The organism is Pantoea sp. SGAir0418 (assembly GCF_043529865.1).
The window spans coordinates 268,555-292,757 of the sequence record NZ_CP027912.1 but is presented as its reverse complement, the minus strand read 5'-3'; the positions used below and the strand labels follow the sequence as shown (position 1 = coordinate 292,757).

Sequence of the window (24,203 nt, the reverse complement as noted above, 5' to 3'; positions counted from 1 at the left end):
TAAAACTATGAAAGCAAAACTCACGCAGCAGGCGTTTACTCTGCCGTTATTGATTGTATTGCTGCTGGTTTCGTTCTACACGCTGGGTTACGCCATCTATTTGTCCGTGTATGACATCGATTTGATGTCGCCACCGCCGTTTGATTTCATCGGTCTGGCGAACTTCATTGAGGTGCTGAAAGAACCCCGCATGTGGCTCTCTCTGTGGCATACGCTGGTCTATGTGGCGGGATCCACGGTGGCAGAACTGGTACTGGGCAGTGCCATTGCGTTGTTCATCAGCCGCGATTTCTTTGGCCGCAAGCTGGTACGAGCGCTGTTACTTTTACCCATGATAGTAACCCCCATCGTGGCGGGACTTATCTGGCGTATTTTCTACGATCCTAATGCCGGGCTGTTCAACTGGATCGCGGGCATGTTTGGCATCGCGCCAATTGACTGGTTAGGCAATCCCGGCACAGCAATGGCCTCGCTGATTCTGGCGGATATCTGGCAGTGGACGCCTTTCATTATCCTGCTGGTATCCGCAGGGCTGGACGCGTTACCAAATGAACCTCTTGAAGCGGCTGAGCTGGATGGTGCACGTAGCTGGCGGCTGCTGGCCTTCATCAAGCTGCCGATGATAAAGCCCATCATTCTTATGGCGCTATTCCTGCGCATGATTGATGCGTTCAAATCTTTTGACCTGATTTATGTGATGACCCGTGGCGGCCCGGCCCTGGCGACGGAAACCACCAACATGTACGCCTACCTCACCGGGTTCCAGGATTTTCGTATCAGCGCAGCGGTGGTGATTGCCATCATCAACACGCTGCTGGTGATCGTGGTGCTGTCATTCGCCAGTAAGAAGGTAATGAAAGATGAGTGATTCACTGAAGTTTATCTGTCGGAGAACCGGCTTCTGGCTGGTGCTGATAGTCATACTGGCGTTTTTCCTGCTGCCGATCTACTGGCTCGTGACAATGTCATTTAAAACGTACTTAGATGCCTTCGCCATGCCACCAAAGCTCTGGTTTACGCCGATTCTGGACAACTATCGACAGGTGCTGAGCAATGGCGATTTCATTCGCGCATTCGGTAACAGCCTGCTGATTTCGCTGGTCTCAACGTTCCTGTGCCTGGTCTTCGGGTCGCTCTTTGCCTATGGACTGGTGTTCTTTATTGAGCGAAAAGGACAGGCTAAGCAGTTCATCATGAGCCTGCGCTACGCACCGGTCATCATGCTGGTTATTCCGGTGTATTACCTCATTACGAAGCTTGGCATGACGGATAACTATCTGGTGCTGATTCTGGTTTACACCATAGCTAACGTGCCATTTACCATTCTGATGATCACTACTTTCTTTGAAGATATTCCCCCTGAAATTCGTGAAGCGGCGCGCGTTGATGGTGCCAGCGAATGGCGCGTGTTTCGCAGCGTCATGCTGCCGCTGGCAAGAACCGGCCTGGCCGCATCAGGCGTATTGACGCTGTTCTTTATCTGGAATGAATTCCAGATTGTCCTGACGCTCTCTGGTGACTCCACACAGACGCTGCCAGTCGCGATCACCTCATTCCTGACCTTCCAGGGGACAGAGTGGGGGCCGCTGACTGCGGCAGGAACCCTGGTGATGCTGCCGATGCTGGTGCTCGGTCTGCTGGTACAAAAACATCTGGTGCGCGGTTTAACCATGGGCGGCGTCAAGTAGCTCAGAAGAGAGGAGTATTGAATTATGTCAGGTATACGTCTGAGCAATGTTTTTAAGCGCTTTCACGATACGCAGGTTATCAATCAGGTCGATCTTGAAATTAAACACGGCGAGTTTTGCGTGTTTATCGGGCCATCAGGCTGCGGTAAGTCCACGCTGCTGCGTATGATCGCCGGGCTGGAGACCATCTCCTCGGGTGAAATTCGCATCGGTGATAAGGTCGTCAATAAGCTGGCACCCGCCGATCGCGGTGTAGCGATGGTGTTCCAGAGCTACGCGCTTTATCCGCACATGACCATTTACGACAACATGGCGTTTAACCTAAAGCTCGCTAAAACCGAAAAGGCGGAGATTGAGTCTCGCGTGCTGAATGCGGCCAAAATTCTGCAGCTTGAGCCGTTACTCCAGCGTCTTCCGAAAGCGCTCTCCGGTGGGCAGCGTCAGCGCGTGGCCATCGGGCGCGCGATTGTGCGTAACCCGGAGGTGTTCCTGTTTGACGAACCGTTGTCGAATCTGGACGCGTCGCTGCGTGTAGCTACCCGTGTGGAAATCGCCAGGCTGCACCATAAACTTGGCAATACGATGATTTACGTCACGCACGATCAGGTCGAAGCCATGACGCTGGCCGATAAGATTGTGCTGCTGAACAGTGGCGCGGCCATGCTCAATGAAGGTTCAATTGCGCAGGTGGGTCATCCGCTTGAACTCTATCACCACCCGGTCAATACGTTTGTCGCCGGCTTTATCGGCTCACCCAAAATGAACTTCCTTCCTGCAGAGTTGATCAATAGCAGCGCGCAGAGCAGCAAAGTCCGGCTGGGTCATGCAGGAGAGATTATTGATGTTGAGGTCAATACCGCCGTGGCGCAGTCCGGTGAGAAGGTGAAAGTAGGCATTCGTCCTGAGCATCTGCGTCTGTGCAATAAGTCTGAGGCGCATCTTACAGGTCAGATCCAGCACATCGAGCATCTGGGGGAAGCCGCATACTTTTACATTGCGGTAGAAGGCTTCGATCCTGTTCTGGTTAAACATGCGGAAGAGCTGGAGCTGAGCCTGGGTGATGACGTTGGGCTGATGATCCCGCCACAGCACGCACATCTGTTTGATGAAAAAGGCGTGGCCTTCCGCCGCACAGCCCTGGCCGTACAGAAACAGTTTGCTGCAGCATAAGCCTCAGCTTGCTGTTTATTGCTTATTCATGCCGATGGCTTCGCTAACACTCACACTTCGGTACCGGCCGAAGCAACATGGCTTTGTCTTCATTAAGCTGTCTGAAAATTAACGAAGGAGCGGACCATGATTGCAGTACTTTTTGAGGCAGAAGCCCTGCCAGCACCTCAGGAGCGATATCTTCAACTTGCTTCTGAGCTGACGCCTCTTTTATCCGACACGCCCGGATTTATTTCCATAGAACGCTTCCAGAGCCTGACCACGCCCGGCAAGATCCTCTCTTTGTCTTGGTGGGAAGATGAGGATGCTGTCGCCGGGTGGAAACGCAATGTGATGCATCAGGCCGCGCAGCAAGAAGGCAGGCAGTCGATTTTTTCATTCTACAGAATACGGGTAGCCAGCGTGTTCCGTGATTACTCTTCTGATAAGGGAACCAATCAGCATGCATGACATTCACGTTATTCTCAAAAATAGCCCGGGCTCACTGGGTTTTCTGGGAAGTGTATTGGGGAAAAACGGTGTGGGTCTCGAAGGGGGTGGCGTGTTTACAACGCCTGAAGGCGGGCATGCACACTTCCTCGTTGAAGACGGCTATAAAGCGCGCACGGTATTAACTGAAGCCGGTTTTGACGTCTGCAACGTATGTCGTCCTCTTGTCAGAAAATTAGCACAGGAACGTCCCGGCGAGCTGGGCGAAATAGCTGATACTCTTGCCCGGAACGGCATCAATATTCTGGTACAGTACAGCGACCACAGTAACCGGCTCATTCTTATCACGGATGATGATGTCAGGGCAGGTGAAGTAACCCAAAAATGGGCAATACCTTCTGAATGAACCTCCTTAATACAACGCGCGCAAGTGAGCCGGATAATGTGCCTGAAACATCGATGGCAATGGTGGCGTCTGCGCTGGCGGACCCGTCAAGGGTGAGTATTCTTTGCGCTCTGATGGATGGGCGCGCATGGACAGCGACCGAACTTAGCGTAGTGGCTGGCATAGCTGCGTCGACAACCAGCGGGCATCTGAACCGACTCCTTAGCAGCGGTCTGGTCATTTGCCTGATGCAGGGGCGTCATCGCTATTACAGTCTGGCCGGTCATCATATCGCCGGATTGCTCGAAAACCTGATGGGGGTTTCCATGTGGACAACTAAGGCCCCCGTTTCCAGTACGCCGGTTCATCTGCGTTACGCACGCACCTGCTATGACCATCTGGCCGGCGAGCTTGCTGTCAATATTTATGACTTTATGCTCAGAGAAAATTGGCTGGAAGCAGCGGGAACGGGACTGACATCAGCCGGCAAAATCCATTTTGAGAACATGGGCGTTATGCTGAATTCCCGCACACGGCGCAAGCCCTGTTGCCCCTGTCTGGACTGGAGTGAAAGGCGTTTCCACCTCGGCGGTGACGCCGGCTCAGCCCTGTTTACGCTTTTCCTGCAAAAAGAATGGGTAAGGCGTATACAGGGATACCGTGAAGTCAACGTAACCGATTCAGGCCGGGTGGCAATGAATCAGCTGTTTAAGCTGAAAATCAGCTGAATAAACGTCAGATACCGGTCGATGTGATCAGGTGAGCCGGCATGCCTTCATCGTGAAAGGTTAAGCGGAGGGCGATACGTTTTCCCGCAGAACGCAGTAACTTACCGTCCGGCCGTGGAAAACGGGCTTACTCCGCTTCAGGTCAGGCGCCAGATCGCCCGACCTTTCAGATTTAATAATGAGGTTATTTTTTATCCAGCGACCAGGTCGCGCTGCGCACATCAACCTTCACCGGCAGCAGGCCGACGCGGGTGAAGGTATCCGCCAGCGTCTGCTGTTCCGCAAACACCTGCGGTGACATGCGTGACGCGCCATAAGGCAGGCGTTGCAGCGTGGTCTGCCAGATGGATTTATCCAGACCGGTGGATTTCGCCAGAATCGCGGCGGCTTCATCCTGATGCTGATTGGCCCAGTCGCTCAGCTTGCTCAACTCGTCAACCACCTGCTTAGCCGTTCGTGGGTGGTTTTCGGCAAACGGGCGGCTGGCAAGATAGAAGGTGTAGTGCGGCACCAGACCTTCGGCGTTGCGCACTTCACGCGCGCCGGCGTTGGCTTCGACCTCAGCCAGATAGGGATCCCAGATCACCCAGGCATCGATTGCGCCCTTCTGGAAGGCGGCGCGCGCATCGGCCGGCGGCAGGTAAACCGGCGTGACATCTTTATAGTTCAGCCCGGCATCTTCCAGCGCTTTCACCAGCAGATAATTGACGTCTGAACCCTTGTTCAGGCCAACGCGTTTGCCTTTGAGATCGGCCACGCTTTTGATGGGTGAGTCTTTCGGTACTACGATAGCTTCGGTTTTGGGGTTAGCGGGTGAATGTCCGAGATAAATCAGATCGGCTTTTGCCGCCTGCGCGAAGGCGGGTGGCGCATCGCCGGTGGCGGCAAGATCGATACTGCCCACGTTCAGCCCTTCCAGCATTTGCGGGCCGGCGGGGAATTCCACCCAGCGCACCGCGATACCCTCTTTTTTTAAGGTCTCATCCAGCGTGCCGCGATATTTCAGCAGTGCAAAAATGTTGGCTTTCTGATAACCGATGGTGACGGTTTCCGGGTTGGCGGCAAAGGCGTGCGTGGCGAGCAGGCCGAAGCTGAGTGCCAGTGCGCTCAGGGCAAAACGTTGTGCTTTCATGGGGCGTCTCTCGTGGTTTTTTCTCCATCCTGGCAAAGTTGTTATATAACCAATAAATAACTTTTTAATATCGCTTATAACTCTAATTTCAGCCTGAATCAGCATTCACTGTAATGGGCAAGTTGCATAGAGAACCGGATAATTAGCACGGTAATAATTTGTATAACAAATCAAAATGTCATCGCCGCAGGCTTCTGTCAGGATAAGCGATAACGTTGCCTGCTATAGGTTGCTCCTGTTCTATGAAGTGGTTTTCCCGAAGCGCCATACTGTTCTCTGCCAAAACCTGTCTGGCCGCCTTTCTGGCTTTTTATCTTGCGCTGGAACTCAACCTGGACAAACCCGCCTGGTCACTGACCACCGTGTATGTTGCCTCGCAGCTTTATTCTGCTTCGACGGTGTCCAAATCGGTGTTTCGTTTTTTTGGCACCGTGCTGGGCGGGCTGTTTACTCTGTTGATCTATCCGGCTACGGTCCAGTCGCCGATGCTGTTTAGCCTGTGTATTTCACTCTGGGTTGCCGTCTGTCTGTATCTCTCGCTGCACGATCGCACGCCAAAAAGTTACGTCTTCATGCTGGCTGGCTACAGCGCCGCCATTATGGGCTTTCCCGATGTGACCTCGCCCGGCGCCATTACCTATACGGTGATTTCCCGCATTGAGGAAATCACCGTGGCGATTGTCTGCAGCAGCCTGGTGCATCGGCTGATCTTCACGGTTTCGATGCGCCATCTGCTCGAACAGAGCGTCGGGCTGTGGTATCAGAACGCGCGTAAATTGTGTAGCGAGCTGATGACGGCGATGCCCGCGGCAAAATCGCTGGAGCGCGAGGATATTCTGGTGCAGATGGCCAACTATCCGCTTAACGTCGAAACGCTGATCACCCACTGCGTCTATGAAGGGGATGCCGCGCGGCGGCTGGTGCGGCTGGTCAGCGTGCAGTATCAGCATCTGTCGTACCTTATCCCGACGCTCACCGCCATTGAATCGCGGCTGAATCTGCTGGCACAGCAGCAGATCCGCTTTCCCGATTATGTCGCGACGGCCTTTCAGCAATTTTTACAATGGCTGAACGGCGACGCGCAACAGCCGGTGCGCGATCGCCTCACCGGCGCTCAGGAGCAGCTGCAGCAGGCCTGGCGCGCAGGGCGGCTTAACAGTGAAGAGAGCATTTTGCTCATCGGCCTGCTGGAACGGTTACTCAATTTTGTCCGTATTGCCGATGCTTACCACAGCGTCAGCGAGCGCGTCAGTGACTGGACGCCAGCGGTGAAACCGGGCAAGGCGTCACGCGCGCACAAGCATGTCGATAAAGGGCTATTGCTGCTGTCGTGCTTTACTGCCTTCATCGCCACCTTTGCCAGCTGCCTGTTCTGGATCGGCAGCGGCTGGCGTGATGGTTCAACCGCGCCGATGATGGCGGCGGTGCTGTGTTCGTTCTTCGCCGGGCTGGATAGCCCCATCGCGCCAATGAAGCTGTTTCTGAAGGGCGTACTGATCTCCATGGCGATCAGCCTGATTTACGTCACGCTGCTGATCCCGCAGACGGTGACGTTTGAAGCGCTGGTGATTTGCCTCGCGCCGGGATTGTTTGCTTTAGGGCTGGTGATCGCCAATCCGTCTACCAACCTGATTGGTCTCATCGTTGCTACGCAGATCCCCGGTTTGATCGGCATGAGCCACCATTTCAAACCCGATTTGCAGCTTATAGTGAATGCCATGATCTCCACGCTGGTGGGCATTGCCGTTGCGCTGGTGCTGACGCTGCTGATTCGCAACAAACGCCCGGCGTGGACGGCCACGCGTGCGCTGCGCAAAGGCATTCGCGATCTGCTGCAGTTTATTACCGCGCTGCGCATGAACACCGCCACGCTGACGGCGCGGCAGCAATTTGTCGCACGCACGCTGGACAGAGTAAACGTGATTCTGCCGCGTAAACGTGTCGACCCGGCACCGGAACTGGTAGCGGGCGGTAACCTGATTGCGGAGGCCTGGCTCGGTGCTAACTGCTATGACTATTACACCCGTCATCGGCACCTGCTGCTGGCCAACCAGATAGAAAGCGCGGCCATGTTTCACGAGCTCAGCCAGTTTCTTAAGCAGCGGCTGAAAACGCTGGACAGCACGCCATCGCCGGCGCTGCTGCATGAGCTTGATGTGTTGCTGCTACGGCTGGAGGCGGCGGCGCAGCAGGAAAATGCGCTGTTTGCGCCGCTGTTTCATCTGTTCAATATTCGTCTGTCGCTCTTTCCTGGCGCGCGCTGGCCACAGCCGCTGGCAGAGCAAAACCGCACATAGTGTGATTAAGATCGCACTTTTTGTTAGGTCGGTAATAATAACAATGGTTACTATAACTCCCATGCAGAGCATTCAGCTCTGACCCAAACATTGAAGGAATATGACCATGAAAAACGTAAAAACTCTGACCATCGCTGCTGTTGCTGCTCTTTCTATGATCTCTTTCGGTAGCTTCGCCGCTGAAAGCATCTCCGTCCACGGCAGCACCCTGGATAGCGCTGAAGCCCAGGTTGCCGCTCAGGCTAAAGCGAGTGGTGCAGACAGCTACAAAATCACCAGTGCCCGCGCAGACAACGGCGTGGACATGACTGCTGAGCTGTACAAATAATAACAATCCCTTTCTCCGTTAACGTGCTTAGCCCGGGTTATCCCGGGCTTTTTTGTGCCTGCGATGCGGTTCAGCGCCGCGACGCTTTCATGCCTTCATTGAATACCGTACAGTGCCAGACGAGCTAATTTCCGTGGGGAACGGTAACTGATGAAAATGATTGGCCTGATTGGCGGAATGAGCTGGGAATCCACCGCGCTCTATTACCGCATCATCAATGAACAGGTAAAGCAGCAGCTGGGCGGATTGCACTCGGCGCGCAGCCTGATGTACAGCGTCGATTTTCAGCAGATTGAGAAATTGCAGGTCGCCGGTGAATGGCAGCAGGCCGGTGAAATCCTGGCCGAAGCCGCCCGTAGCCTGGAGAAGGGCGGGGCGGATTTCATTGTGCTGTGCACCAACACCATGCACAAAGTCGCCGATCAGATCACCGCGGCCACCCGCATTCCGCTGCTACACATCGCCGACGCCACGGCACAACGCATTCGTCAGGCCGGCGTGAAACGCGTCGGTCTGCTGGCGACCGCGTTCACCATGGAGCAGGAATTCTATAAAGGGCGCCTTGAGCAGCAATATGACATCGAGGTGCTGGTACCGGACGCTACCGGACGTAAAACGGTGCACGACATTATTTATCAGGAGCTGTGCCTTGGCGTGATCCGTGAAGAATCACGCGCGCAGTACCGTGACATCATTGCTCAGCTGGTGGCACAAGGGGCTGAAGCCATTATCCTTGGCTGTACCGAAATCACGCTGCTGGTTAAAGCGGAGGATGCGGCGGTGCCGTTGTTCGATACCACATTAATCCATGCGCAGGACGCGGTGAAGCTGGCGCTGGCAACAAATAACTAGCCTGCTAATTATAAGCTGTGTTATTATGTGTTCATTGAAGGCACAACGCCGACCCGCATGGTCGCACAGGGATGTGCCAGAACTGGCTGCCAGCACTGGCAGCCTTTTTTGTGGCTGAAAAAGCGTCAGAACGCTGTTTCCAGTGAATCGGTGACGCAATAGTCATCATCCACCAACGGTAGATAACGCCACTTGTCAAATGCGGTACAGGGATGGGAAATGCCGCAGCCAATCCAGTCGCCCGGTTGCAGCGGATCGTCCGCCGGTAACTGCAAATAAGCGTGCTGATCGTTGACGTCGGTGATGCGCAAATGCGTGGCCGCGCGCGGTGCGCTGCCGTCCGCCTGGCGAATCCACAGCGGATTGGGCAGATCCTGATCGAACGGCACATCGCGCCGGCCGAAATCCACAAAGGCCAGCCCCGGCTCCGGACGCGATAACACGCGGCCCCAGATCTCCAGTGCGGCGCTGAAATGGTGCGTTGCACCCGGCTGCGCAAAGGGGGCAATGCGTGCATACAAGCCGCTGTCGTGTGCCATGTACGCACCGGATCGAATCAGCGGCGTGACCGGCAGCGGCAACTGTGCCGCGCTGAAGCAGGCCGCGACCACATCGAACCACGCGCCACCGCCGGCGCTGAGAATAATTTCTCCGCTGGCAAACAGCTGGTGTTCAGCCAGCAGCGCGGCGGTCGCGATCATCATCTCGCAGTAATCTTTCACGCGCTGCACGCCTGCGGCATCGCGTCCGGCACCCAGCGCACCTTCATATCCGGCCACCCCCACCAGCTGCAGCGAGCGGCTGTCATGGATTGCCTGGGCGATTTCCAGCGCAGCCTGCGGCGAGCGACAGCCGGTGCGGCCGCCGCTGACCGACATCTCCAGCAGTACGGCGATCTGCGCGCCGCCGAGATGCTGCTCAAGCAGTTTTACGCCCTGCAGCGAATCCACATAACAGAGAAAGCCGTGGTCGGGATGCTGCTGTTGCCACTGGCCAATCCAGCGGATCCCGGCGGGATCCACCAGTTCATTGGCGAGAAACACGTTGCGGATGCCAAACTGGCGCAGTGCGCGCACCTGGGCCGGCGTCGCTGCGCTCAGGCCCCAGGCGCCGCCTTCACTGACGGCACGGCGCAGAATCGCCGGCGACATCGAGGTTTTGCCGTGCGCGGCCAGCATCACGCCATTTTCCCGGCAGAACGCTGCCAGCTGCCGCAGGTTATTCTCCAGCGCGGATTGTTTCATCAGCATCAGCGGCGAAAAAACCTCCGGGCTGTTAAATACCGGCGTACCGTTAGCCAGCGGCTGATTGCCCGTTCCGGCCACCGATTTAAAACGCGGCGCAGGCTGCAGCGCATCCAGCGTGCCGTCGACCTGCAAAGGGAAGTGAATCGACATCCTGCCTCCTGTTAGTGTTCAAGCACGCGCGATAAAAACTGCTGAGTGCGCGGATTCTGCGGATTGACAAAAATCTGCTCCGGCGAACCCTGTTCGGCGATCACGCCCTGGTCCATAAACACCACGCGATCGGCGGTTTTACGCGCAAAGCCCATCTCATGCGTCACCACCACCATGGTCATGCCTTCCCGTGCCAGACTGCGCATCACTTCCATCACTTCACCAACCAGCTCGGGATCGAGCGCGGAGGTGGCTTCATCGAAGAACATGATTTTCGGCTCGACCGCCAGCGCGCGGGCAATTGCCACACGCTGTTGCTGCCCGCCGGAGAGCTGAGCCGGATAGTGATGCGCGCGCTCCGCCAGGCCAACGCGCGTCAGCGCTGCCATGCCGCGTTTGCTCGCTTCCGCTTCGGACAGTTTCTGCGCCTTAATCAGCGCCAGCGTCACGTTGCCGAGTGCGGTTTTGTGCGGGAACAGGTTGAACTGCTGAAACACCATGCCGACGTGGCCGCAAATTTCGCTGCTGCGTTTACGGTCGTGCAGCGGTACTTCATTGACCCAGATTTCACCGCCGTCGGCGGTTTCCAGACCACTCATAATGCGCAGCACGGTACTTTTTCCCGAGCCGGAGGCGCCAATCAGCACCAGCACTTCGCCCGGCGACACGTCCAGGCTGATCTCTTTCAGTACCTGGGTTGCGCCAAAGGATTTGGTAATACGGCTCAGCGTAATGGCGGATTTGCTCATGATAACTGGCTCCTGGTTTGATGATGTTGAACCCAACGGGAAAGCGGAAAGCAGACAGCGAAGTAGAGCAGGGCGACCAGGCCGTAAACCACCACTGGCTGGCCGATGCGATCGACAATCGCCTGCCCCTGGTGCATCAGCTCCGACATGCCGATCATGCTGACAATCGACGTATCTTTGATTAGCGAAAGATACTGGCCCACCAGCGGCGGCAGTACGATGCCGCGCGTTTGTGGCAGCACTACACTGAGAAACGTCTGGCGTTTTGATAATCCGAGGATCCACGACACTTCCCACTGCCCTTTCGGCACGGCTTCAATGCCGGCCCGGAACACTTCAGCAATGTAAGCGCCCTGATAAATGCTCAGGCCCAGAATGCCGGCGGCGAACAGATTGATTTCATAACCAAAATAGGCCACACCGAAGTAAATGAACATCAGGGTGATCAGCACCGGCGTGCCGCGAAACAGCTCGGTGTACAGCACGGCAATCTCTCTGGCGATCGGCAGACGGCTGGTGCGAAGCACCGCGGCCAGTAAACCGAGCAGGGTGCTGCCGGCGATAGCGGCGATGGACAGCAGTAAGGTGATGACCAGCCCTTTCAGCAGGATTGGCAGCGAGCTAATGATAAGTTCGCTCATAACGCATTCTCCCGTTTCACTGGATTAATCAGCCATTTTTTTGCCCACCGCCAGCCGGACTTTTTTACCGGCGTCACCAGCGGCGGGTGGAACAGCCGGCGTCCGGCCACGGTGCCAAGCCATGAAAACAGGTTGCTTAGCACCAGATACACCAGGGCAACGACGCTGAAAGTCTGGATATAAAGCAGGGTGCGCGCGTTAATTACCGTGGCGGTACCGGTCAGCTCCGGAAGGGCGATTGCCGAGAGTAGCGACGTACCGAGCAGCAGCTGAATCAGGTTATTGATGATCGCCGGCCAGACGGCGCGAGCCGCCTGCGGCAGCACCACGCTGAGAAAAATCTGGTGACGCGGAATGCCGAGGATATATGCCGCTTCCAGCTGCCCCTTCGCCACGGACTGAATACCGGCGCGGAAGGTTTCCGACAAATAGGCACCAACGTTAATCCCCAGTGCCAGCACCCCGGCGGTAAAAGCGCTCATGGTGATACCGAGCGACGGCAGGCCAAAAAAGATGATAAAAATTTGCAGCAGCACCGGCGTATTGCGGATGAATTCAACATAACAGTGGCTGATCCAGCGCAGCGGCGCCAGCGGTGAAGATTTCGCCAGCGCGGCCAGCAGACCGAGCGCCACCGCCAGCGCGAACGCCAGCAGGGTAACCTGCAGCGTGAGCCACGCGGCCTCCAGAAAGGTGTCGGCGTAACGCCACAGGGTTAGCCATTGATAACTCATGGTATGACTCCTTCAGGCGGCGCAGCCTGTGCGACTGCGCCGTGGGCGGACAATCAGTATTGCGGATTCAGCGGATAACGCGGTTTGCTGCCGAACCATTTCTCATACAGCTGGGCGTTCTCACCGGATGCGTTGATTTCAAACAGGAATTCGTTGAGGTAATTGGTCCATACCTGGTCGCCCTGTTTCACCCCAAAGGCGTTGTACTCCAGTGGTACCAGCGCTTCGTTGGTCACGGCCAGTGACGGATCGAGCTTCGCCTGGTAAGCGAGGAAGTTGTTATCCTCGATCATCGCATCGGCCTGGCCCTGTTTGACGGCCAGAATCGCCGCCTGGGATGAGTCGTACTCCTGAATTTTCACGTCGATGCCGAGGTTGCGCACTTCGTCGCCATTGGTCGAGCCTTTCACTGTGGCAATGGTTTTGCCGGCCATGTCATGCGCAGATTGAATGCCGCTGTTTTTGCGCACCAGCATTGCCTCACTTGCTACTACGTACGGATGGGTGAAGCCAATCTCTTTGGCACGTTCCAGATTGCGGGTGAAGTTACAAAACACCACATCGACTTTGTTGGTTTGCAGATTAGGGATGCGGTTGGCGCTGGTGGTGTTGACCATTTCCAGCTTCACGCCCATCTCTTTGGCCAGCGCTTTCGCCAGGTCAACGTCGTAACCATCCGGGTTGCCGTCTTTGTCATAAAAACCGAACGGTGCGAAGCTCAGGCAGTCACCGACGCGCAATGTGCCGCGCTGCAGCACGGTTTGCAGCGCCGACTGTGGCGCGGCGCCAGCCTCTTTTTTCTCTTCGGTCGGCGTACAGCCTGCTATCGCCAGCATGACCAGCGCACCGGCCACGGTTTTGGCACTTAATTTCAGCGATGTTGCATTCATCTTTATGCTCTCTTTAAATGTTTGACGAGACGGCGTTATTCCGCATCACCCGTTTAATAGACGATCGCCAGCGCAGCGGCCGCACCGCGTATTTCGGGTTATTTTTTTGAAAAAGCAAATGCGTTAATTAATATCAGGCTGGCCTGGTGTTGGCGAAGAAAATGAACATCGCAGCCTGGTTGAACGGTATTACTTATTTACGGTCGGCGCGGAAACATTTCATGTCCACTTCGACTTTGCAGTCGACCACTAAATCCTGCACGCTACAAATACGTGCCGGTGGATGACCACTGAATATCTCACTGAATACTTTGTTGAAAGAACTGAAATAACGCGCGTCGGTCAACACCGCCGTCACATGGACCACATCCTCCACGCGATAACCCGCTTCGCGCATGATGGTGAGGCAGTTGTCGAACGCTAACTGTGTCTGTTCGATGATGCCGCCCTCTACCACTTCGCCGTCGCGCATCGGCGTCTGGCCTGAGATATACAGCCAGCCATCGGCCTCCACGGCGCGGGCGAACGGCAATTTTTGCCCGCCGGTACCGGTACCGCCCTCAATGCCATAACGTTTGATCGTCATGTCTTTCTGCTCCTTTACATACTACCGTTTCTGTCTGATATACCAGACTGCTATCTGCAATACCGGATAGGACGAGATTTGCACAGCTGTTGTTTTTTTGCAATATGGCAATCGGCAATTAATTTCTTGCCGTGCTGGTGCGATCGCAAAATAAAATCCAGTGCCTGAGTTTTTTGAATGGAAATGTGACCGCTATCGAATTTAACAGCGAGCTCCATCTTTTTTATGCGCCACAATGGGGCCCGAAAATAGCGCATGATAAATAAAGTCGCCGGAAAGATTTTTATTATTGCGGGGATGGGTAATTTCGTTTGCCGGGTGTATCATGCAGCTCTTTTTAAACGCAGATGAGTAGCACCATAACGACAGGGGAGTGAGCGTATGCCGGATGAAAAAACGTCCCGGGCACGCGGTGTTGACCGGGTTATTGATATTTTTCGCCAGCTGCATATCGCGCGTCAGCCTATGGCGATGCGGGATTTAATCGAAGCGACCGGTGCACCGCGCTCCAGTATTTATGAGCTGGTCAGTTTGCTGAGTGAAGCGGGTCTGGTTGAGCTTGATGCGGAAGGTGCCGTGTTTTTCGGTCGTGAAATGCACTATTACGGTGCGGATTACATGGCCCACAACGATCTGATCCGTCGTGCACATCAGCTTATGGTTGAGATCGTGGCGCGTCATGGCGAAACCGTGCAGCTGTGTATGCTGGAAGGTAACAAATACACCGTGGTGCTGTCGGAGAGTAACGCCCATCCGTTTAAAATCACCTCTGATATCGGTGTGCGCGTGCCGATCACCTGGACGGCGACCGGTCGTTTACTGCTGAGTAACTGGTCGGACAGCGCCATTCTCGACCTGATTCCGGAGGAGGATTATCGGCTGGCCAGCGGTCAGATTCTCGACAAGCAGACCTTCCTCGAAGAGATTCACCGTGCCGGCCAGCTGGGCTACTGCATGACCGAAGGTCTGTCCGAAAGCTTTACCTGCTGTATGGCCGCGCCGATTCGCTCGCGCAGCGGCCAGGCGGTCGCGGCGATCTGTTTTATGGTCAGCCGCGATACGCCACAGGAGCGCCGGCAGATGCTGCTGCAGGAGCTGATCACCTCAGGGCAGAAGCTGTCAGATTTCACCTGAGCCAGCGCGCAGAATGCGGCAGGCGGGCGTTCAGTCGCCGCCGTATTATTCGCTTACAACCCCGGCCATGGCGTTTATTTTGCCGCTAATCAGGTTGTGTTAAGGTAATTGATAATAATAACTATTTCTTTTACCACGGAGTTTTGGCATGAAAACGCGCCTGTTACTGGCAATGGGGATTCTGGTCTCAACCGCAGCCTGCGCGACTGACTATCCGCTTACCGTCACCGACATGGATGGTCACACGCAAACCATCAGCAAAGAACCGCAGCACATCATTCTGCAGGATGGCCGCGATGTGTTGACGCTGGCGCTGCTCGATCGCGACAATCCGTTTAAACGTGTCGTGGCCTGGAACAATCTGCCGAAAAAGCAGGATACGCAAACCTGGGATATGCTGAAGCGTCGCTGGCCTGAAGCGACAAAAATTGTTGATATGGGCTTCAGCGATCAGGGCCAGGTTAATCTGGAAAGCGTGCTGGCGCAGAAACCGGATCTGATGATTGCACAGCTGCGCGCTAAGCCGGCGCTGGAACAATCCGGCGTGCTGAGCACGCTGAACAACCTGCACATCCCGGTGCTGTTCGTCGATTATGAACTGCATCCGGCACAAAACACCGCCCCGAGCGTCACGCTGCTGGGCAAAGTGCTGAACCGCGAAAGCGAAGCTAAAGCCTACACCGATTTTTACCAGCAGCGCTTCGACCGCATCACGCAAGCCGTTGCGAAGGTCAAAAGCAAACCCACGGTATTTATCGAACCCATTGCCGGTAACAGCGATAACTGCTGCTTTACCCACAGCCATAATGGCTGGGGTGGCCTGGTAGAAGCGGTCGGCGGCAAAAATATTGGTTCGGCACTGCTGCCAGGCAATGCCGGCTTTGTCGCGCTGGAAAAAATCATCGCCATGAAACCGGATGTTTACATCATGACCGGTTCAAAGCGGCCAAACAGCAATGTGCTGCCGTTTGGTTACGGCGTGCAGCCGCAGGAAGTACGTGCCACGTTCCAGACGTTATTGCAGCGCACCGGGCTGGCGCAAATCGCGCCGGTGAAGCAGGGGCGCGTGTATGGGGTATATCATCACTTCTACAATCACCCGTACAACATTATCGGCATGGAAATCCTCGCGAAGGATCTCTATCCGCAGCAGTTTGCCGATCTCAAACCGGTGGCGGATTTCCATACCCTCGTGAAGACCTTCACTCAACTGCCGGACGATGCCATCGAACTGAGCTATCCGGACAACCAGTAATTGCCCGCAGCGGGCGCCCGGCCCGCTGTTCGCTTTCCCTGAAAGGCAAAATCCCCACAAAAAGTGCACGACGATCATGACACTGCATATTGTTATGTTATAACATATCAATATCAGCACCCCTTCAGGTGCGCGTGATGTCATTATTCAGGAGAGATTATGTCAGCTTTATCCACAAACGGCGGCTTCAGGCGGCTGCCGGTCACCGTACTCTCTGGCTTTCTCGGCGCCGGAAAAACCACTTTGCTTAACCATATTCTCAACAACCGCGAAGGCCGCCGCGTGGCGGTGATCGTCAACGATATGTCGGAAGTGAATATTGATGCCGCGCTGGTGCGCGAGGGCGGGGCGGCGTTGTCACGTACCGACGAGAAGCTGGTGGAAATGAGCAACGGCTGCATCTGCTGCACGCTGCGCGAAGATCTGCTGCTGGAGGTCAACCGGCTGGCAAAAGAGGGGCGTTTTGATCATCTGGTGATTGAATCGACCGGCATCTCTGAGCCGCTGCCGGTGGCGGAAACCTTTACGTTTGCCGATGAAGAGGGGCAAAGCCTGTCCGCCGTCGCGGCGCTGGATACGATGGTGACCGTGGTGGATGGCTACAATTTCCTGCGTGACTATGATTCCAGTGAAAGCGTCCGCTCGCGCGGCGAATCGCTTGGCGAGGAGGATGAGCGCACGGTGGTCGATTTGCTGATCGATCAGATTGAATTTTGCGATGTGCTGATTCTCAACAAAACCGACCTGATTGATGCGGCGGAGCAGGCACGGTTGACCGCGATTCTGCACTCGCTCAATCCCCGTGCGCGGATTATTCGCGCGCAGTTTGGTCAGGTGGCGCTTGATCAGGTGCTGAATACCGGCCTGTTTGACTTCGATGCTGCGGCACAGGCCCCCGGCTGGCTGAAAGAGTTGCGCGGCGAGCACACGCCTGAAACTGAAGAGTACGGCATCCGCAGCTTTGTTTTCCGCGCGCGTCGTCCCTTCCATCCGCAGCGTTTTTATCAGGTGATTACGCAGCACATGCAGGGCGTGGTGCGGTCGAAAGGGTATTTCTGGCTGGCAACCCGCCCGCGTCACGCCGGATCCTGGTCGCAGGCCGGCGGCGTCACGCGGCAGGGGCTGGCCGGGATGTGGTGGGCCTGCGTGCCTGAAGATCGCTGGCCGCAGGACGCAGACACGCTGCATTACATCCGCGAAAACTGGCATGAAGGCACGGGGGATGCGCGGCAGGAGATGGTGATCATCGGTATCGATATGGATGAAACCGTGCTGCGTCAGCAGCTGCACCATGCGTTACTGACCGATGAGGAAATGGCGCTGGGGCCAGACGGCTGGGCACAGTTGCCTGATCCGTTTCAGCCATGGTTTGACTGATGCGTCGCCGCGCAGCGGGCTGTGCGGCGACGAACCTATCATCATAATCCGGTATTCATCAGCCGCATCTGGGTGCAGAACGGACACTGACAGCCGCTCACCGCCGTCGCCAGGCGCGCATGCGCTTCGGCAATCGCCAGCGGCTGCGCCTGATCGGTGCTGGCAAGTGCGTTAGCCGGTTTCAGCGCCAACTTTAACGGATCAATTTTCGCCTGAAATGCCCCCGCTTTCGCCGAAGCAAAAGCAATCACTAACAGTGGAACGGTAACCTTCATCGCAGCAACCTCAATCAGAGCACGGGATTGTAACGATATAACATAAACGTGACGCTGTTAAGCGCCTTTATGTGGCGATCCCAGCCACATTGAAACTTCGACGCCATCAGCAAAAGGCAGCGAGGTATAGAGGCGGCTGCCGTGGACCATTTCCAGATATTCCGGGCTGAAATCGGCATCATCGGCCACAATCAGGGCACCCGGACGCAACCAGGGCTGCACCAGCTGCAAAATCTCCGGATAGATCGCCTTCGCGCCATCCAGCACCAGCATATCAACGCTGGCTGGCAGGTCCTGACTGAGCGTGTCCAGCGCATCGCCCACGCGAATTTCAATCAGGTCACTGACGCCAGCATCGGCAAAATGATTGCGCGCCAGCGCCACTTTGCCCGGTTCAAACTCGCTGGTGATGATGCGACCGCCGCCGTTATCGCGCACCGCCGCCGCCAGGTGCAGGGTGGAGAGACCAAACGAAGTGCCAAACTCAACGATATGCTGGGCCCGGCTGCTACGCGCCAGCATATACAGCAGTTTGCCGGTTTCCCGCGAGACCGCCAGCGGCACATCTTTTAAATGACCGTAAAGTTCGCGGTAATCGGTTTTGCTCTGCAACAGACGCGTTTGCTCCTCATCGGACATCACGCGAAACGCTTCATTGGTGGGATGCGCCATGTTATCCGCCAGCTCAAATAAATAGTTAAGCAGCGGCGCCAGCGGCGCGGAAGTCAGGGTGTTCATCATCGGGGTTCCTGCATCAGAAGGTGGATTTTGCGTCAGGAACAGAATACGATGAATTACTCGCATTTCACTATTCGCGTTCAGGAGCAGACGATGGCCGCACAACGTAACGCTAAGATTTCTGAAAGAAAAAAGCCGCAGCAGGCGCGATCCAGTGAGCTGGTGGCAGCCATTTTGCAGGCGGCGACTCAGGTTCTGGAGCAGGAAGGTGCCACGCGCTTTACCACTGCCCGCGTGGCCGAACGGGCGGGCGTCAGTATTGGATCGCTGTACCAGTATTTTCCCAACAAGGCCGCTATCCTTTTCCGTCTGCAGAGCGAAGAGTGGCAGCGAACCGGCGATCTGCTGGGTTCGATTCTGCGCGACAGCGAATCTACGCCGCGTCAGCGCTTGCATCAGCTGACCTGGGCGTTCCTCAACTCGGAGTGTGAAGAGGCGGCGATGCGCACCGCACTGAATGATGCCGCGCCGCTTTACCGGGATGCGCCGGAAGTGCAGGCCGCGCGCGCCAATGGCGAGAATGTGATGTGCGAATTTCTGCAACAGCTGCTGCCGCAGCGGGACGCGGCTGAGGTGGCGCGGGCGGCGGATTTAATCAACAGTACGCTGGGGGACGTCGGCAAGCATTTTTCCGAATCGCCGCGCAGCGCAGCAGAAATTCAGGCTTACGCACGCGATATGGCAGACATGTTCTGTGCCTGGATCAGAGAAAAAGGGGCCGAATTGCAGTAAAAAATGGGCTGGAAATCTCTGAAAGCGGTTAACAAACTCATTATTCACATTCTCATTAATCCACACCGCGAGTAAGCTTGATAAAACCTTGGTAAAGCCGGATGGATTGACGGCACACAGAGACGGGAGAGCATGATGGCAGTAAAAATGATTGCGGTGGATATGGATGGGACATTTCTCGATGACAATAAGCAGTACAACGCGCAGCGTTTTGCGCGCCAGTACGCGCTGCTGAAGGAGAAAGGCATCCGTTTCGTGGTCGCCAGCGGCAATCAGTATTATCAGTTGCAGCACTATTTTCCCGCTATCAAAGATGAGATCGCCTTCGTGGCTGAAAACGGTGCCTGGGTGTCCGACAGCAACGAAGAAATTTTCTGCGGTGAACTGGCGCCGGAACGTGTTCATCAGGTGCTGGATATCCTCGCCAAAGAGCCGGAGATCAGCACCGTGGTGTGCGGTCGCAACGGCGCTTATGTGCACAAGTCAATGCCGGATGAGGTGGTCGCCATGCTGGCCAATCACTATCGCCGGCTGGAGAAGCGGGACAGCCTGTACGATATCGACGATACCATTTTCAAGTTTTCGCTGAATCTGGCACATGAAGGTGTCGATGCGCTGCTGGCGCGTCTGCACAGCGAACTGAACGCGATTGAAAACATCATGCATCCGGTCTCCAGCGGATTTGGCTTTGTCGATTTAATCATTCCCGGCTGTCATAAGGCGCACGGCATCGCGCTGCTGCAAGAGAAGTGGGGCATTGATGATTGTGAAGTGCTGGCGATTGGCGACAGCGCCAACGATATCGAAATGCTGCGCCAGGCCTGTTACAGCTTTGCCATGGCCAACGCCGCTGCACCGGTGGCAGCCGTCGCGCGTTATCGGACGGAAAGTAATAACGACGAGGGCGCTCTCAACGTCATCGCCCGCCTGCTGGCACGCGAAACGCCGTTTGGTTAACGGTCACCGGATCGATCCACGAACCGCGGCGCTATTTAGTGTGTGATAAATCGCGCCGCGACGAACAGTATGCGACTCGCGCGTGGTTATTCACTGGCGGATGACGCTGCAGGGCGGGCGTTTTCCGCCGGCGTGCCGCCTGCCGCGCGAAGGTTAGCTTCCATCTCATCCAGTGCCGCCTGGTTTTCTAATCCCCACTGATACATCTGCTCAATCGGCCGGGCGAAGGTCATCCCCAGTGCGGTCAGCCGGTAATCCACTTTCGGTGGAATCACTTCGTAAACCTGACGCGCAATTAAGCCGCGCTGCTCCAGCTCTTTCAGTGTCTGAAACAGCATTTTTTTCGAAATCCCCTGCAGGCTACGCTGCAGTTCACCGGTACGGGCGCGCTTTCCCGGCCAGTGATACAACGCGTGCAGCACCATCGTGCTCCATTTCACCGAAAACAGATCCATCAGACGGCGCGGTGGCGAATCCGCATAGAAAACCAGTTTGCCATCAACCCAGGCTGGCATCGCACTCTCCTTTATGGTCACCAAATGGTGACTACTATCAATTCTGCACCGCGTTGATTATAGTCTGCCGCCTTCATTCAGCCCACATCAGAATTTGAGGAAGGCATCATGAAAATTAACGCACTGGTGGCACAGGATGCAGCGCAACCGCTGGCTGCCGGCCAGATTACCTTGCGTCCGCTGCAGCAGCAGGACGTAAAAATTGAAATTCTTTACTGCGGCGTATGCCACTCCGATTTGCACATGGCGCGCAATGAGTGGGCGGTCAGTCGTTATCCGCTGGTGCCGGGCCACGAGATCGTTGGACGCGTGCTGGAGACCGGAACTCAGGTTACGCGCTTCAAAGCCGGTGATGTGGTCGGTGTGGGCGTGATGGTGGATTCCTGCCGTGCCTGCCACTTCTGCCAGCAGCAGGAAGAGCAGTACTGCGAAGCGGGCTTCACCGCCACTTACAACGGCATCGATAAATACATCGGCGACAGCACCTGGGGCGGCTACGCGCAGAATGTGGTGGTCGATCAGCATTTTGTCGTGTCGATCCCGCAAAATCTGGCGCTGGCGGGCGTAGCACCGCTGCTGTGTGCGGGCGTGACGGTGTGGTCACCACTGCGCCATTTTGGCGTCAAAGCCGGCGATAACGTCGGGGTAGTGGGGCTGGGTGGTTTGGGCCACATGGCGGTAAAACTGGCCAGCGCGCTGGGCGCTGAGGTTACCCTGTTTACTACCTCGCCGGAAAAAGGAGCTGACGCCCGTCGTCTTGGTGCGACGCGCGTAGTGGTGTCGCGTGATGCCGCGCAGATGGCGGCATGCCAGACCTCGCTTGATTTCATCATTGACTGCGTGGCGGCACCGCACGATCTCGATCCTTACCTCGCGACGCTAAAGACCAATGGCCGTCTGGTGCTGGTCGGCATTCCTGACCAACCGCATCAGTCGCCGAACGTCACGCCGCTGGTGTTTCGCCGTCTGAGCATCAGCGGTTCATCCATCGGTAGCATCAAAGAGACCCAGGAGATGCTGGATTTCTGCGGCGAGCATAACATCACGGCAGATATTGAGCTGATCGCCGGTGAAGAGATCGAAACGGCCTTCGAGCGTATGTTAAAGGGCGAGGTCAAGTACCGTTTCGTCATTGATATACTGGCAACTCGCTGGTAATTGCCCAGCCATGGCCGGCGATTTCAGGCTGAAATCGCCGGCTTTGCTATGAATAGGCTACTCTGGCAGGACCGCTTTTATGACACAGCAAATTTTCGCCCCGCAACAGTAAACAATTCCCGTTACGGTCCGATAACTCCTTCCGCAAACTCAACAAAAACAACAATGACAGGAGCGAGACATGGGACTGGTCTCCCGATTACGGAATGTGCGCATTACGCGCAAGCTGGCGGCGGGCTTCGGCATCGTCCTGCTGCTGGTGGCGCTGGCCACCGCGCTGAGCGTGCAGCGGTTCAATCAGATCCATGACATCTACCAGAAAACCAATCTGATTTATGACATCAATATTGACGTGTTTCAGGCCAAAATTAATCGCCTGAAATACCTCTACGGCGACGATACAGCGGGCGGCACCATGACGGATTACGTCACGCACGCTCAGCAGCTGACGCAGCAGGCCCAGCAGTTGCCGTGGACGGCGGACGCCAGAGGGTTGCTCAACGATGTCGCCAGCCATCTTGCCCGTTTCCAGCACAGCATCACCGCCATGACCCAGGCAACCCAACAGCTCAACGAGCTGCGCAGCCAGCTGGATGCGCTGAGCCAGCAGGACATGACCGCACGTTACACCGGGCTCATCCGCACACCGGTCAGCACACCCGAACTCACCAACCAGATATATCAGCTGCTGTTTGCCATCAGTAATGTGCGCGAAGAGGCCTGGGCGCTGCGCTTCAACGTCAGCGAGGCACTGCGCAATAAACTGGAACATGATTTTCAGCGCGCCGGGCAGGACATGAACACACTACTGACTCAGCTGCCAGCGGAGCAGCAGGGCGGATTTAACGCGCTATGGCAGGATACCGAACGTTTCAAAGATCTGAGCCTGCAGGCGGCAGCGGTTTACGGCCAGCTGCGCGGCGCGGAAAACACCGTCAAAGTGGCGGGCGATAACAGCAGCGCGGCGATCAAACAGATCATCGCCCTGGTTAAGGCGCGTAACGACGAACTGGCTAACGGTTCAGCGGCGCTCTCGCTGCTGATTGGCAGCCTGGCGATAGTGCTGGGCGTGCTGGTGGCCTGGACCATTATCCGGCAGATTACGCGCCCGGTGTTCCACAACCTCGCGCTGGCGGAACGCATTGCCAGCGGCGACCTCAGCTCGCAGTTTGTCACTAATCGCCAGGACGAGCTCGGCCAGCTCACCTCTGCCATGGGACGCATGAATGCGCGGCTGCGCGGCATAATTGGCGAGGTGCTGCACAGCGTCAGCAATGTGTCGCAGGCAGCCAGCACCATACACCAGGGCAATCTGGAGTTGTCGTCGCGTACCGCCCAGCAATCGGCTGCGGTGGTGGAGACCGCCGCCAGCATGGAGCAGCTCACCGCCACGGTGAAAAATAATGCCAGCAATGCACGTCTCGCCAGCCAGATCGCGGCGGAAGCGACGCATAACGCCAGTCAGGGCGGTATTGCGGTGCACAATGTCGTCAGCACCATGGGCGAGATTTCTGATAGTTCTAAGAAAATTGCCGAGATTACTGCGGTGATCAACAGCATCGCCTTCCAGACCAACATCCTGGCGCTCAACGCGGCGGTTGAAGCCGCCCGCGCCGGCGAGCAGGGGCGAGGCTTTGCCGTGGTCGCCAGCGAAGTGCGTAATCTGGCCCAGCGCAGTGCCGGAGCGGCGAAAGATATTGAACGACTGATTGGCGAATCGGTGGGACGAATCAGCAACGGCCATCAGCAGGTGGCGCGCGCGGGTGAAACGATGGAGCAGATTGTCAGTAGCATCGCACGCGTAAATGAAATCATGGCGGAGATCTCGGCTGCTTCTGATGAGCAGAGCCGCGGCATTGAGCAAATCGCGCGCGCGGTAGGTGAGCTGGACGGTACCACCCAGCAAAATGCGTCACTGGTCAGCGCGTCATCCCATTCCGCACAGGCGCTGGAAGAGCAGGCATTCATGCTGCAGCGGCTGGTCAGCCAGTTTCGTTTGCAGGGAGCTGTAAGCTAACAACACGCGCAGCGGCAGCGAACTTTACCCGCTGGCCGC

Annotated in this window: 26 protein-coding genes; 16 read left to right on the top strand and 10 right to left on the bottom strand. The window is 56.2% G+C overall.

All coding sequences use genetic code 11. The features are described 5' to 3' along the window. Positions 1-7: 7 nt before the first annotated feature. The 6 genes from C1N84_RS20360 (at position 8) to C1N84_RS20335 (ending at position 4,400) form a co-directional block, all read left to right on the top strand. Positions 8-868, top strand: coding sequence for a carbohydrate ABC transporter permease (locus C1N84_RS20360; protein ID WP_058770459.1), 861 nt, complete (start codon positions 8-10; stop codon positions 866-868). After that, positions 861-1,688: a carbohydrate ABC transporter permease gene (locus C1N84_RS20355; RefSeq protein WP_159377545.1), complete on the top strand. Its 828-nt coding sequence runs from the start codon at positions 861-863 to the stop codon at positions 1,686-1,688. The genes C1N84_RS20360 and C1N84_RS20355 overlap by 8 nt, the downstream gene beginning before the upstream one ends. Positions 1,689-1,712: 24 nt before the next feature. Beyond that, positions 1,713-2,858 carry an ABC transporter ATP-binding protein gene (locus tag C1N84_RS20350; protein ID WP_264444374.1) on the top strand — a complete coding sequence of 382 codons (1,146 nt, stop codon included), beginning with the start codon at positions 1,713-1,715 and terminating at the stop codon, positions 2,856-2,858. Positions 2,859-2,984: 126 nt separating this feature from the next. After that, on the top strand, positions 2,985-3,308 hold the full coding sequence (locus C1N84_RS20345; protein WP_394541908.1) for an antibiotic biosynthesis monooxygenase family protein: 324 nt from the start codon (positions 2,985-2,987) through the stop codon (positions 3,306-3,308). Next, positions 3,301-3,693: an amino acid-binding protein gene (locus C1N84_RS20340; RefSeq protein WP_394541907.1), complete on the top strand. Its 393-nt coding sequence runs from the start codon at positions 3,301-3,303 to the stop codon at positions 3,691-3,693. Before C1N84_RS20345 ends, C1N84_RS20340 begins: the two co-directional genes overlap by 8 nt. Further along, entirely contained in the window at positions 3,690-4,400 is a 711-nt protein-coding gene (locus C1N84_RS20335; protein ID WP_059010062.1) for an ArsR/SmtB family transcription factor, read from the top strand. Before C1N84_RS20340 ends, C1N84_RS20335 begins: the two co-directional genes overlap by 4 nt. 184 nt (positions 4,401-4,584) lie before the next feature. On the opposite strand, the gene C1N84_RS20330 is transcribed toward C1N84_RS20335, so the two are convergent. Next, positions 4,585-5,532, bottom strand: coding sequence for a sulfonate ABC transporter substrate-binding protein (locus C1N84_RS20330; RefSeq protein WP_394541906.1), 948 nt, complete (start codon positions 5,530-5,532; stop codon positions 4,585-4,587). Positions 5,533-5,774: 242 nt separating this feature from the next. On the opposite strand from C1N84_RS20330, the gene C1N84_RS20325 reads away from it, so the two are divergent. From C1N84_RS20325 to C1N84_RS20315, 3 genes are all read left to right on the top strand, one after another. Beyond that, complete coding sequence (locus C1N84_RS20325) at positions 5,775-7,829, top strand: FUSC family protein (RefSeq protein ID WP_394541905.1); 2,055 nt, start codon at positions 5,775-5,777, stop codon at positions 7,827-7,829. 106 nt (positions 7,830-7,935) lie between these two features. Further along, positions 7,936-8,157, top strand: coding sequence for a YdgH/BhsA/McbA-like domain containing protein (locus tag C1N84_RS20320; RefSeq protein ID WP_010615756.1), 222 nt, complete (start codon positions 7,936-7,938; stop codon positions 8,155-8,157). Positions 8,158-8,307: 150 nt separating this feature from the next. Next, positions 8,308-9,009, top strand: coding sequence for an aspartate/glutamate racemase family protein (locus C1N84_RS20315; protein WP_264444386.1), 702 nt, complete (start codon positions 8,308-8,310; stop codon positions 9,007-9,009). A gap of 125 nt (positions 9,010-9,134) precedes the next feature. Here the strand turns inward: C1N84_RS20315 and C1N84_RS20310 are convergent, their stop codons facing one another. From C1N84_RS20310 to C1N84_RS20285, 6 genes are all read right to left on the bottom strand, one after another. Continuing rightward, positions 9,135-10,406, bottom strand: coding sequence for an alanine racemase (locus tag C1N84_RS20310; RefSeq protein WP_264444388.1), 1,272 nt, complete (start codon positions 10,404-10,406; stop codon positions 9,135-9,137). An 11-nt stretch (positions 10,407-10,417) separates the two neighbouring features. Then, positions 10,418-11,155, bottom strand: coding sequence for an amino acid ABC transporter ATP-binding protein (locus C1N84_RS20305; RefSeq protein ID WP_125310268.1), 738 nt, complete (start codon positions 11,153-11,155; stop codon positions 10,418-10,420). Further along, positions 11,152-11,796 (bottom strand): amino acid ABC transporter permease, encoded by a 645-nt coding sequence (locus C1N84_RS20300; RefSeq protein WP_021508751.1) that lies wholly within the window; start codon positions 11,794-11,796, stop codon positions 11,152-11,154. The genes C1N84_RS20305 and C1N84_RS20300 overlap by 4 nt, the downstream gene beginning before the upstream one ends. Further along, on the bottom strand, positions 11,793-12,530 hold the full coding sequence (locus C1N84_RS20295) for an amino acid ABC transporter permease (RefSeq protein ID WP_021508750.1): 738 nt from the start codon (positions 12,528-12,530) through the stop codon (positions 11,793-11,795). The genes C1N84_RS20300 and C1N84_RS20295 overlap by 4 nt, the downstream gene beginning before the upstream one ends. A gap of 53 nt (positions 12,531-12,583) precedes the next feature. Then, positions 12,584-13,420, bottom strand: coding sequence for an ABC transporter substrate-binding protein (locus tag C1N84_RS20290; RefSeq protein WP_104187713.1), 837 nt, complete (start codon positions 13,418-13,420; stop codon positions 12,584-12,586). A gap of 193 nt (positions 13,421-13,613) precedes the next feature. Continuing rightward, positions 13,614-14,006, bottom strand: a complete 393-nt coding sequence (locus C1N84_RS20285) for a RidA family protein (protein ID WP_021508748.1) — start codon at positions 14,004-14,006, stop codon at positions 13,614-13,616. Positions 14,007-14,387: 381 nt separating this feature from the next. On the opposite strand from C1N84_RS20285, the gene C1N84_RS20280 reads away from it, so the two are divergent. The 3 genes from C1N84_RS20280 (at position 14,388) to zigA (ending at position 17,772) form a co-directional block, all read left to right on the top strand. After that, positions 14,388-15,140: an IclR family transcriptional regulator gene (locus C1N84_RS20280; RefSeq protein ID WP_264444393.1), complete on the top strand. Its 753-nt coding sequence runs from the start codon at positions 14,388-14,390 to the stop codon at positions 15,138-15,140. A gap of 148 nt (positions 15,141-15,288) precedes the next feature. Further along, positions 15,289-16,395: an ABC transporter substrate-binding protein gene (locus tag C1N84_RS20275; RefSeq protein ID WP_264444395.1), complete on the top strand. Its 1,107-nt coding sequence runs from the start codon at positions 15,289-15,291 to the stop codon at positions 16,393-16,395. A gap of 159 nt (positions 16,396-16,554) precedes the next feature. Next, the gene (gene zigA / locus C1N84_RS20270; RefSeq protein ID WP_166710667.1) at positions 16,555-17,772 is read left to right on the top strand and encodes a zinc metallochaperone GTPase ZigA; all 1,218 of its coding nucleotides are present in this window, start codon (positions 16,555-16,557) and stop codon (positions 17,770-17,772) included. 41 nt (positions 17,773-17,813) lie between these two features. Here zigA and C1N84_RS20265 read toward each other — a convergent pair whose 3' ends face one another. Together C1N84_RS20265 and C1N84_RS20260 are read right to left on the bottom strand one after the other, a co-directional pair. Beyond that, complete coding sequence (locus C1N84_RS20265; protein WP_058758679.1) at positions 17,814-18,047, bottom strand: hypothetical protein; 234 nt, start codon at positions 18,045-18,047, stop codon at positions 17,814-17,816. A 57-nt stretch (positions 18,048-18,104) separates the two neighbouring features. Further along, positions 18,105-18,785 carry an O-methyltransferase gene (locus C1N84_RS20260; protein ID WP_031279936.1) on the bottom strand — a complete coding sequence of 227 codons (681 nt, stop codon included), beginning with the start codon at positions 18,783-18,785 and terminating at the stop codon, positions 18,105-18,107. 93 nt (positions 18,786-18,878) lie between these two features. On the opposite strand from C1N84_RS20260, the gene C1N84_RS20255 reads away from it, so the two are divergent. Both C1N84_RS20255 and C1N84_RS20250 read left to right on the top strand, forming a co-directional pair. Next, positions 18,879-19,517 (top strand): TetR family transcriptional regulator, encoded by a 639-nt coding sequence (locus C1N84_RS20255; protein WP_264444758.1) that lies wholly within the window; start codon positions 18,879-18,881, stop codon positions 19,515-19,517. A gap of 135 nt (positions 19,518-19,652) precedes the next feature. Beyond that, positions 19,653-20,474, top strand: a complete 822-nt coding sequence (locus C1N84_RS20250) for a Cof-type HAD-IIB family hydrolase (protein WP_264444760.1) — start codon at positions 19,653-19,655, stop codon at positions 20,472-20,474. 86 nt (positions 20,475-20,560) lie between these two features. On the opposite strand, the gene C1N84_RS20245 is transcribed toward C1N84_RS20250, so the two are convergent. Beyond that, the gene (locus tag C1N84_RS20245) at positions 20,561-20,989 is read right to left on the bottom strand and encodes a winged helix-turn-helix transcriptional regulator (protein WP_264444400.1); all 429 of its coding nucleotides are present in this window, start codon (positions 20,987-20,989) and stop codon (positions 20,561-20,563) included. Positions 20,990-21,097: 108 nt separating this feature from the next. On the opposite strand from C1N84_RS20245, the gene C1N84_RS20240 reads away from it, so the two are divergent. Next, positions 21,098-22,147: an NAD(P)-dependent alcohol dehydrogenase gene (locus tag C1N84_RS20240; RefSeq protein WP_394541904.1), complete on the top strand. Its 1,050-nt coding sequence runs from the start codon at positions 21,098-21,100 to the stop codon at positions 22,145-22,147. A gap of 181 nt (positions 22,148-22,328) precedes the next feature. After that, positions 22,329-24,164 carry a methyl-accepting chemotaxis protein gene (locus tag C1N84_RS20235; protein WP_264444404.1) on the top strand — a complete coding sequence of 612 codons (1,836 nt, stop codon included), beginning with the start codon at positions 22,329-22,331 and terminating at the stop codon, positions 24,162-24,164. The last annotated feature ends 39 nt before the right edge of the window (positions 24,165-24,203 follow it).

What these genes read in the sequence shown, in the direction of transcription:
- C1N84_RS20345 (WP_394541908.1), top strand. Translation starts at nt 2,985, where the DNA reads ATGATTGCAGTACTTTTTGAGGCAGAAGCCCTGCCAGCACCTCAGGAG.
- C1N84_RS20355 (WP_159377545.1), top strand. Translation starts at nt 861, where the DNA reads ATGAGTGATTCACTGAAGTTTATCTGTCGGAGAACCGGCTTCTGGCTG.
- C1N84_RS20340 (WP_394541907.1), top strand. Translation starts at nt 3,301, where the DNA reads ATGCATGACATTCACGTTATTCTCAAAAATAGCCCGGGCTCACTGGGT.
- C1N84_RS20255 (WP_264444758.1), top strand. Translation starts at nt 18,879, where the DNA reads ATGGCCGCACAACGTAACGCTAAGATTTCTGAAAGAAAAAAGCCGCAG.
- C1N84_RS20240 (WP_394541904.1), top strand. Translation starts at nt 21,098, where the DNA reads ATGAAAATTAACGCACTGGTGGCACAGGATGCAGCGCAACCGCTGGCT.
- C1N84_RS20280 (WP_264444393.1), top strand. Translation starts at nt 14,388, where the DNA reads ATGCCGGATGAAAAAACGTCCCGGGCACGCGGTGTTGACCGGGTTATT.
- C1N84_RS20290 (WP_104187713.1), bottom strand. Translation starts at nt 13,420, where the DNA reads ATGAATGCAACATCGCTGAAATTAAGTGCCAAAACCGTGGCCGGTGCG.
- C1N84_RS20310 (WP_264444388.1), bottom strand. Translation starts at nt 10,406, where the DNA reads ATGTCGATTCACTTCCCTTTGCAGGTCGACGGCACGCTGGATGCGCTG.
- zigA (WP_166710667.1), top strand. Translation starts at nt 16,555, where the DNA reads ATGTCAGCTTTATCCACAAACGGCGGCTTCAGGCGGCTGCCGGTCACC.
- C1N84_RS20295 (WP_021508750.1), bottom strand. Translation starts at nt 12,530, where the DNA reads ATGAGTTATCAATGGCTAACCCTGTGGCGTTACGCCGACACCTTTCTG.
- C1N84_RS20275 (WP_264444395.1), top strand. Translation starts at nt 15,289, where the DNA reads ATGAAAACGCGCCTGTTACTGGCAATGGGGATTCTGGTCTCAACCGCA.
- C1N84_RS20285 (WP_021508748.1), bottom strand. Translation starts at nt 14,006, where the DNA reads ATGACGATCAAACGTTATGGCATTGAGGGCGGTACCGGTACCGGCGGG.
- C1N84_RS20350 (WP_264444374.1), top strand. Translation starts at nt 1,713, where the DNA reads ATGTCAGGTATACGTCTGAGCAATGTTTTTAAGCGCTTTCACGATACG.
- C1N84_RS20360 (WP_058770459.1), top strand. Translation starts at nt 8, where the DNA reads ATGAAAGCAAAACTCACGCAGCAGGCGTTTACTCTGCCGTTATTGATT.
- C1N84_RS20265 (WP_058758679.1), bottom strand. Translation starts at nt 18,047, where the DNA reads ATGAAGGTTACCGTTCCACTGTTAGTGATTGCTTTTGCTTCGGCGAAA.
- C1N84_RS20305 (WP_125310268.1), bottom strand. Translation starts at nt 11,155, where the DNA reads ATGAGCAAATCCGCCATTACGCTGAGCCGTATTACCAAATCCTTTGGC.
- C1N84_RS20250 (WP_264444760.1), top strand. Translation starts at nt 19,653, where the DNA reads ATGGCAGTAAAAATGATTGCGGTGGATATGGATGGGACATTTCTCGAT.
- C1N84_RS20300 (WP_021508751.1), bottom strand. Translation starts at nt 11,796, where the DNA reads ATGAGCGAACTTATCATTAGCTCGCTGCCAATCCTGCTGAAAGGGCTG.
- C1N84_RS20245 (WP_264444400.1), bottom strand. Translation starts at nt 20,989, where the DNA reads ATGCCAGCCTGGGTTGATGGCAAACTGGTTTTCTATGCGGATTCGCCA.
- C1N84_RS20335 (WP_059010062.1), top strand. Translation starts at nt 3,690, where the DNA reads ATGAACCTCCTTAATACAACGCGCGCAAGTGAGCCGGATAATGTGCCT.
- C1N84_RS20330 (WP_394541906.1), bottom strand. Translation starts at nt 5,532, where the DNA reads ATGAAAGCACAACGTTTTGCCCTGAGCGCACTGGCACTCAGCTTCGGC.
- C1N84_RS20260 (WP_031279936.1), bottom strand. Translation starts at nt 18,785, where the DNA reads ATGAACACCCTGACTTCCGCGCCGCTGGCGCCGCTGCTTAACTATTTA.
- C1N84_RS20235 (WP_264444404.1), top strand. Translation starts at nt 22,329, where the DNA reads ATGGGACTGGTCTCCCGATTACGGAATGTGCGCATTACGCGCAAGCTG.
- C1N84_RS20325 (WP_394541905.1), top strand. Translation starts at nt 5,775, where the DNA reads ATGAAGTGGTTTTCCCGAAGCGCCATACTGTTCTCTGCCAAAACCTGT.
- C1N84_RS20315 (WP_264444386.1), top strand. Translation starts at nt 8,308, where the DNA reads ATGAAAATGATTGGCCTGATTGGCGGAATGAGCTGGGAATCCACCGCG.
- C1N84_RS20320 (WP_010615756.1), top strand. Translation starts at nt 7,936, where the DNA reads ATGAAAAACGTAAAAACTCTGACCATCGCTGCTGTTGCTGCTCTTTCT.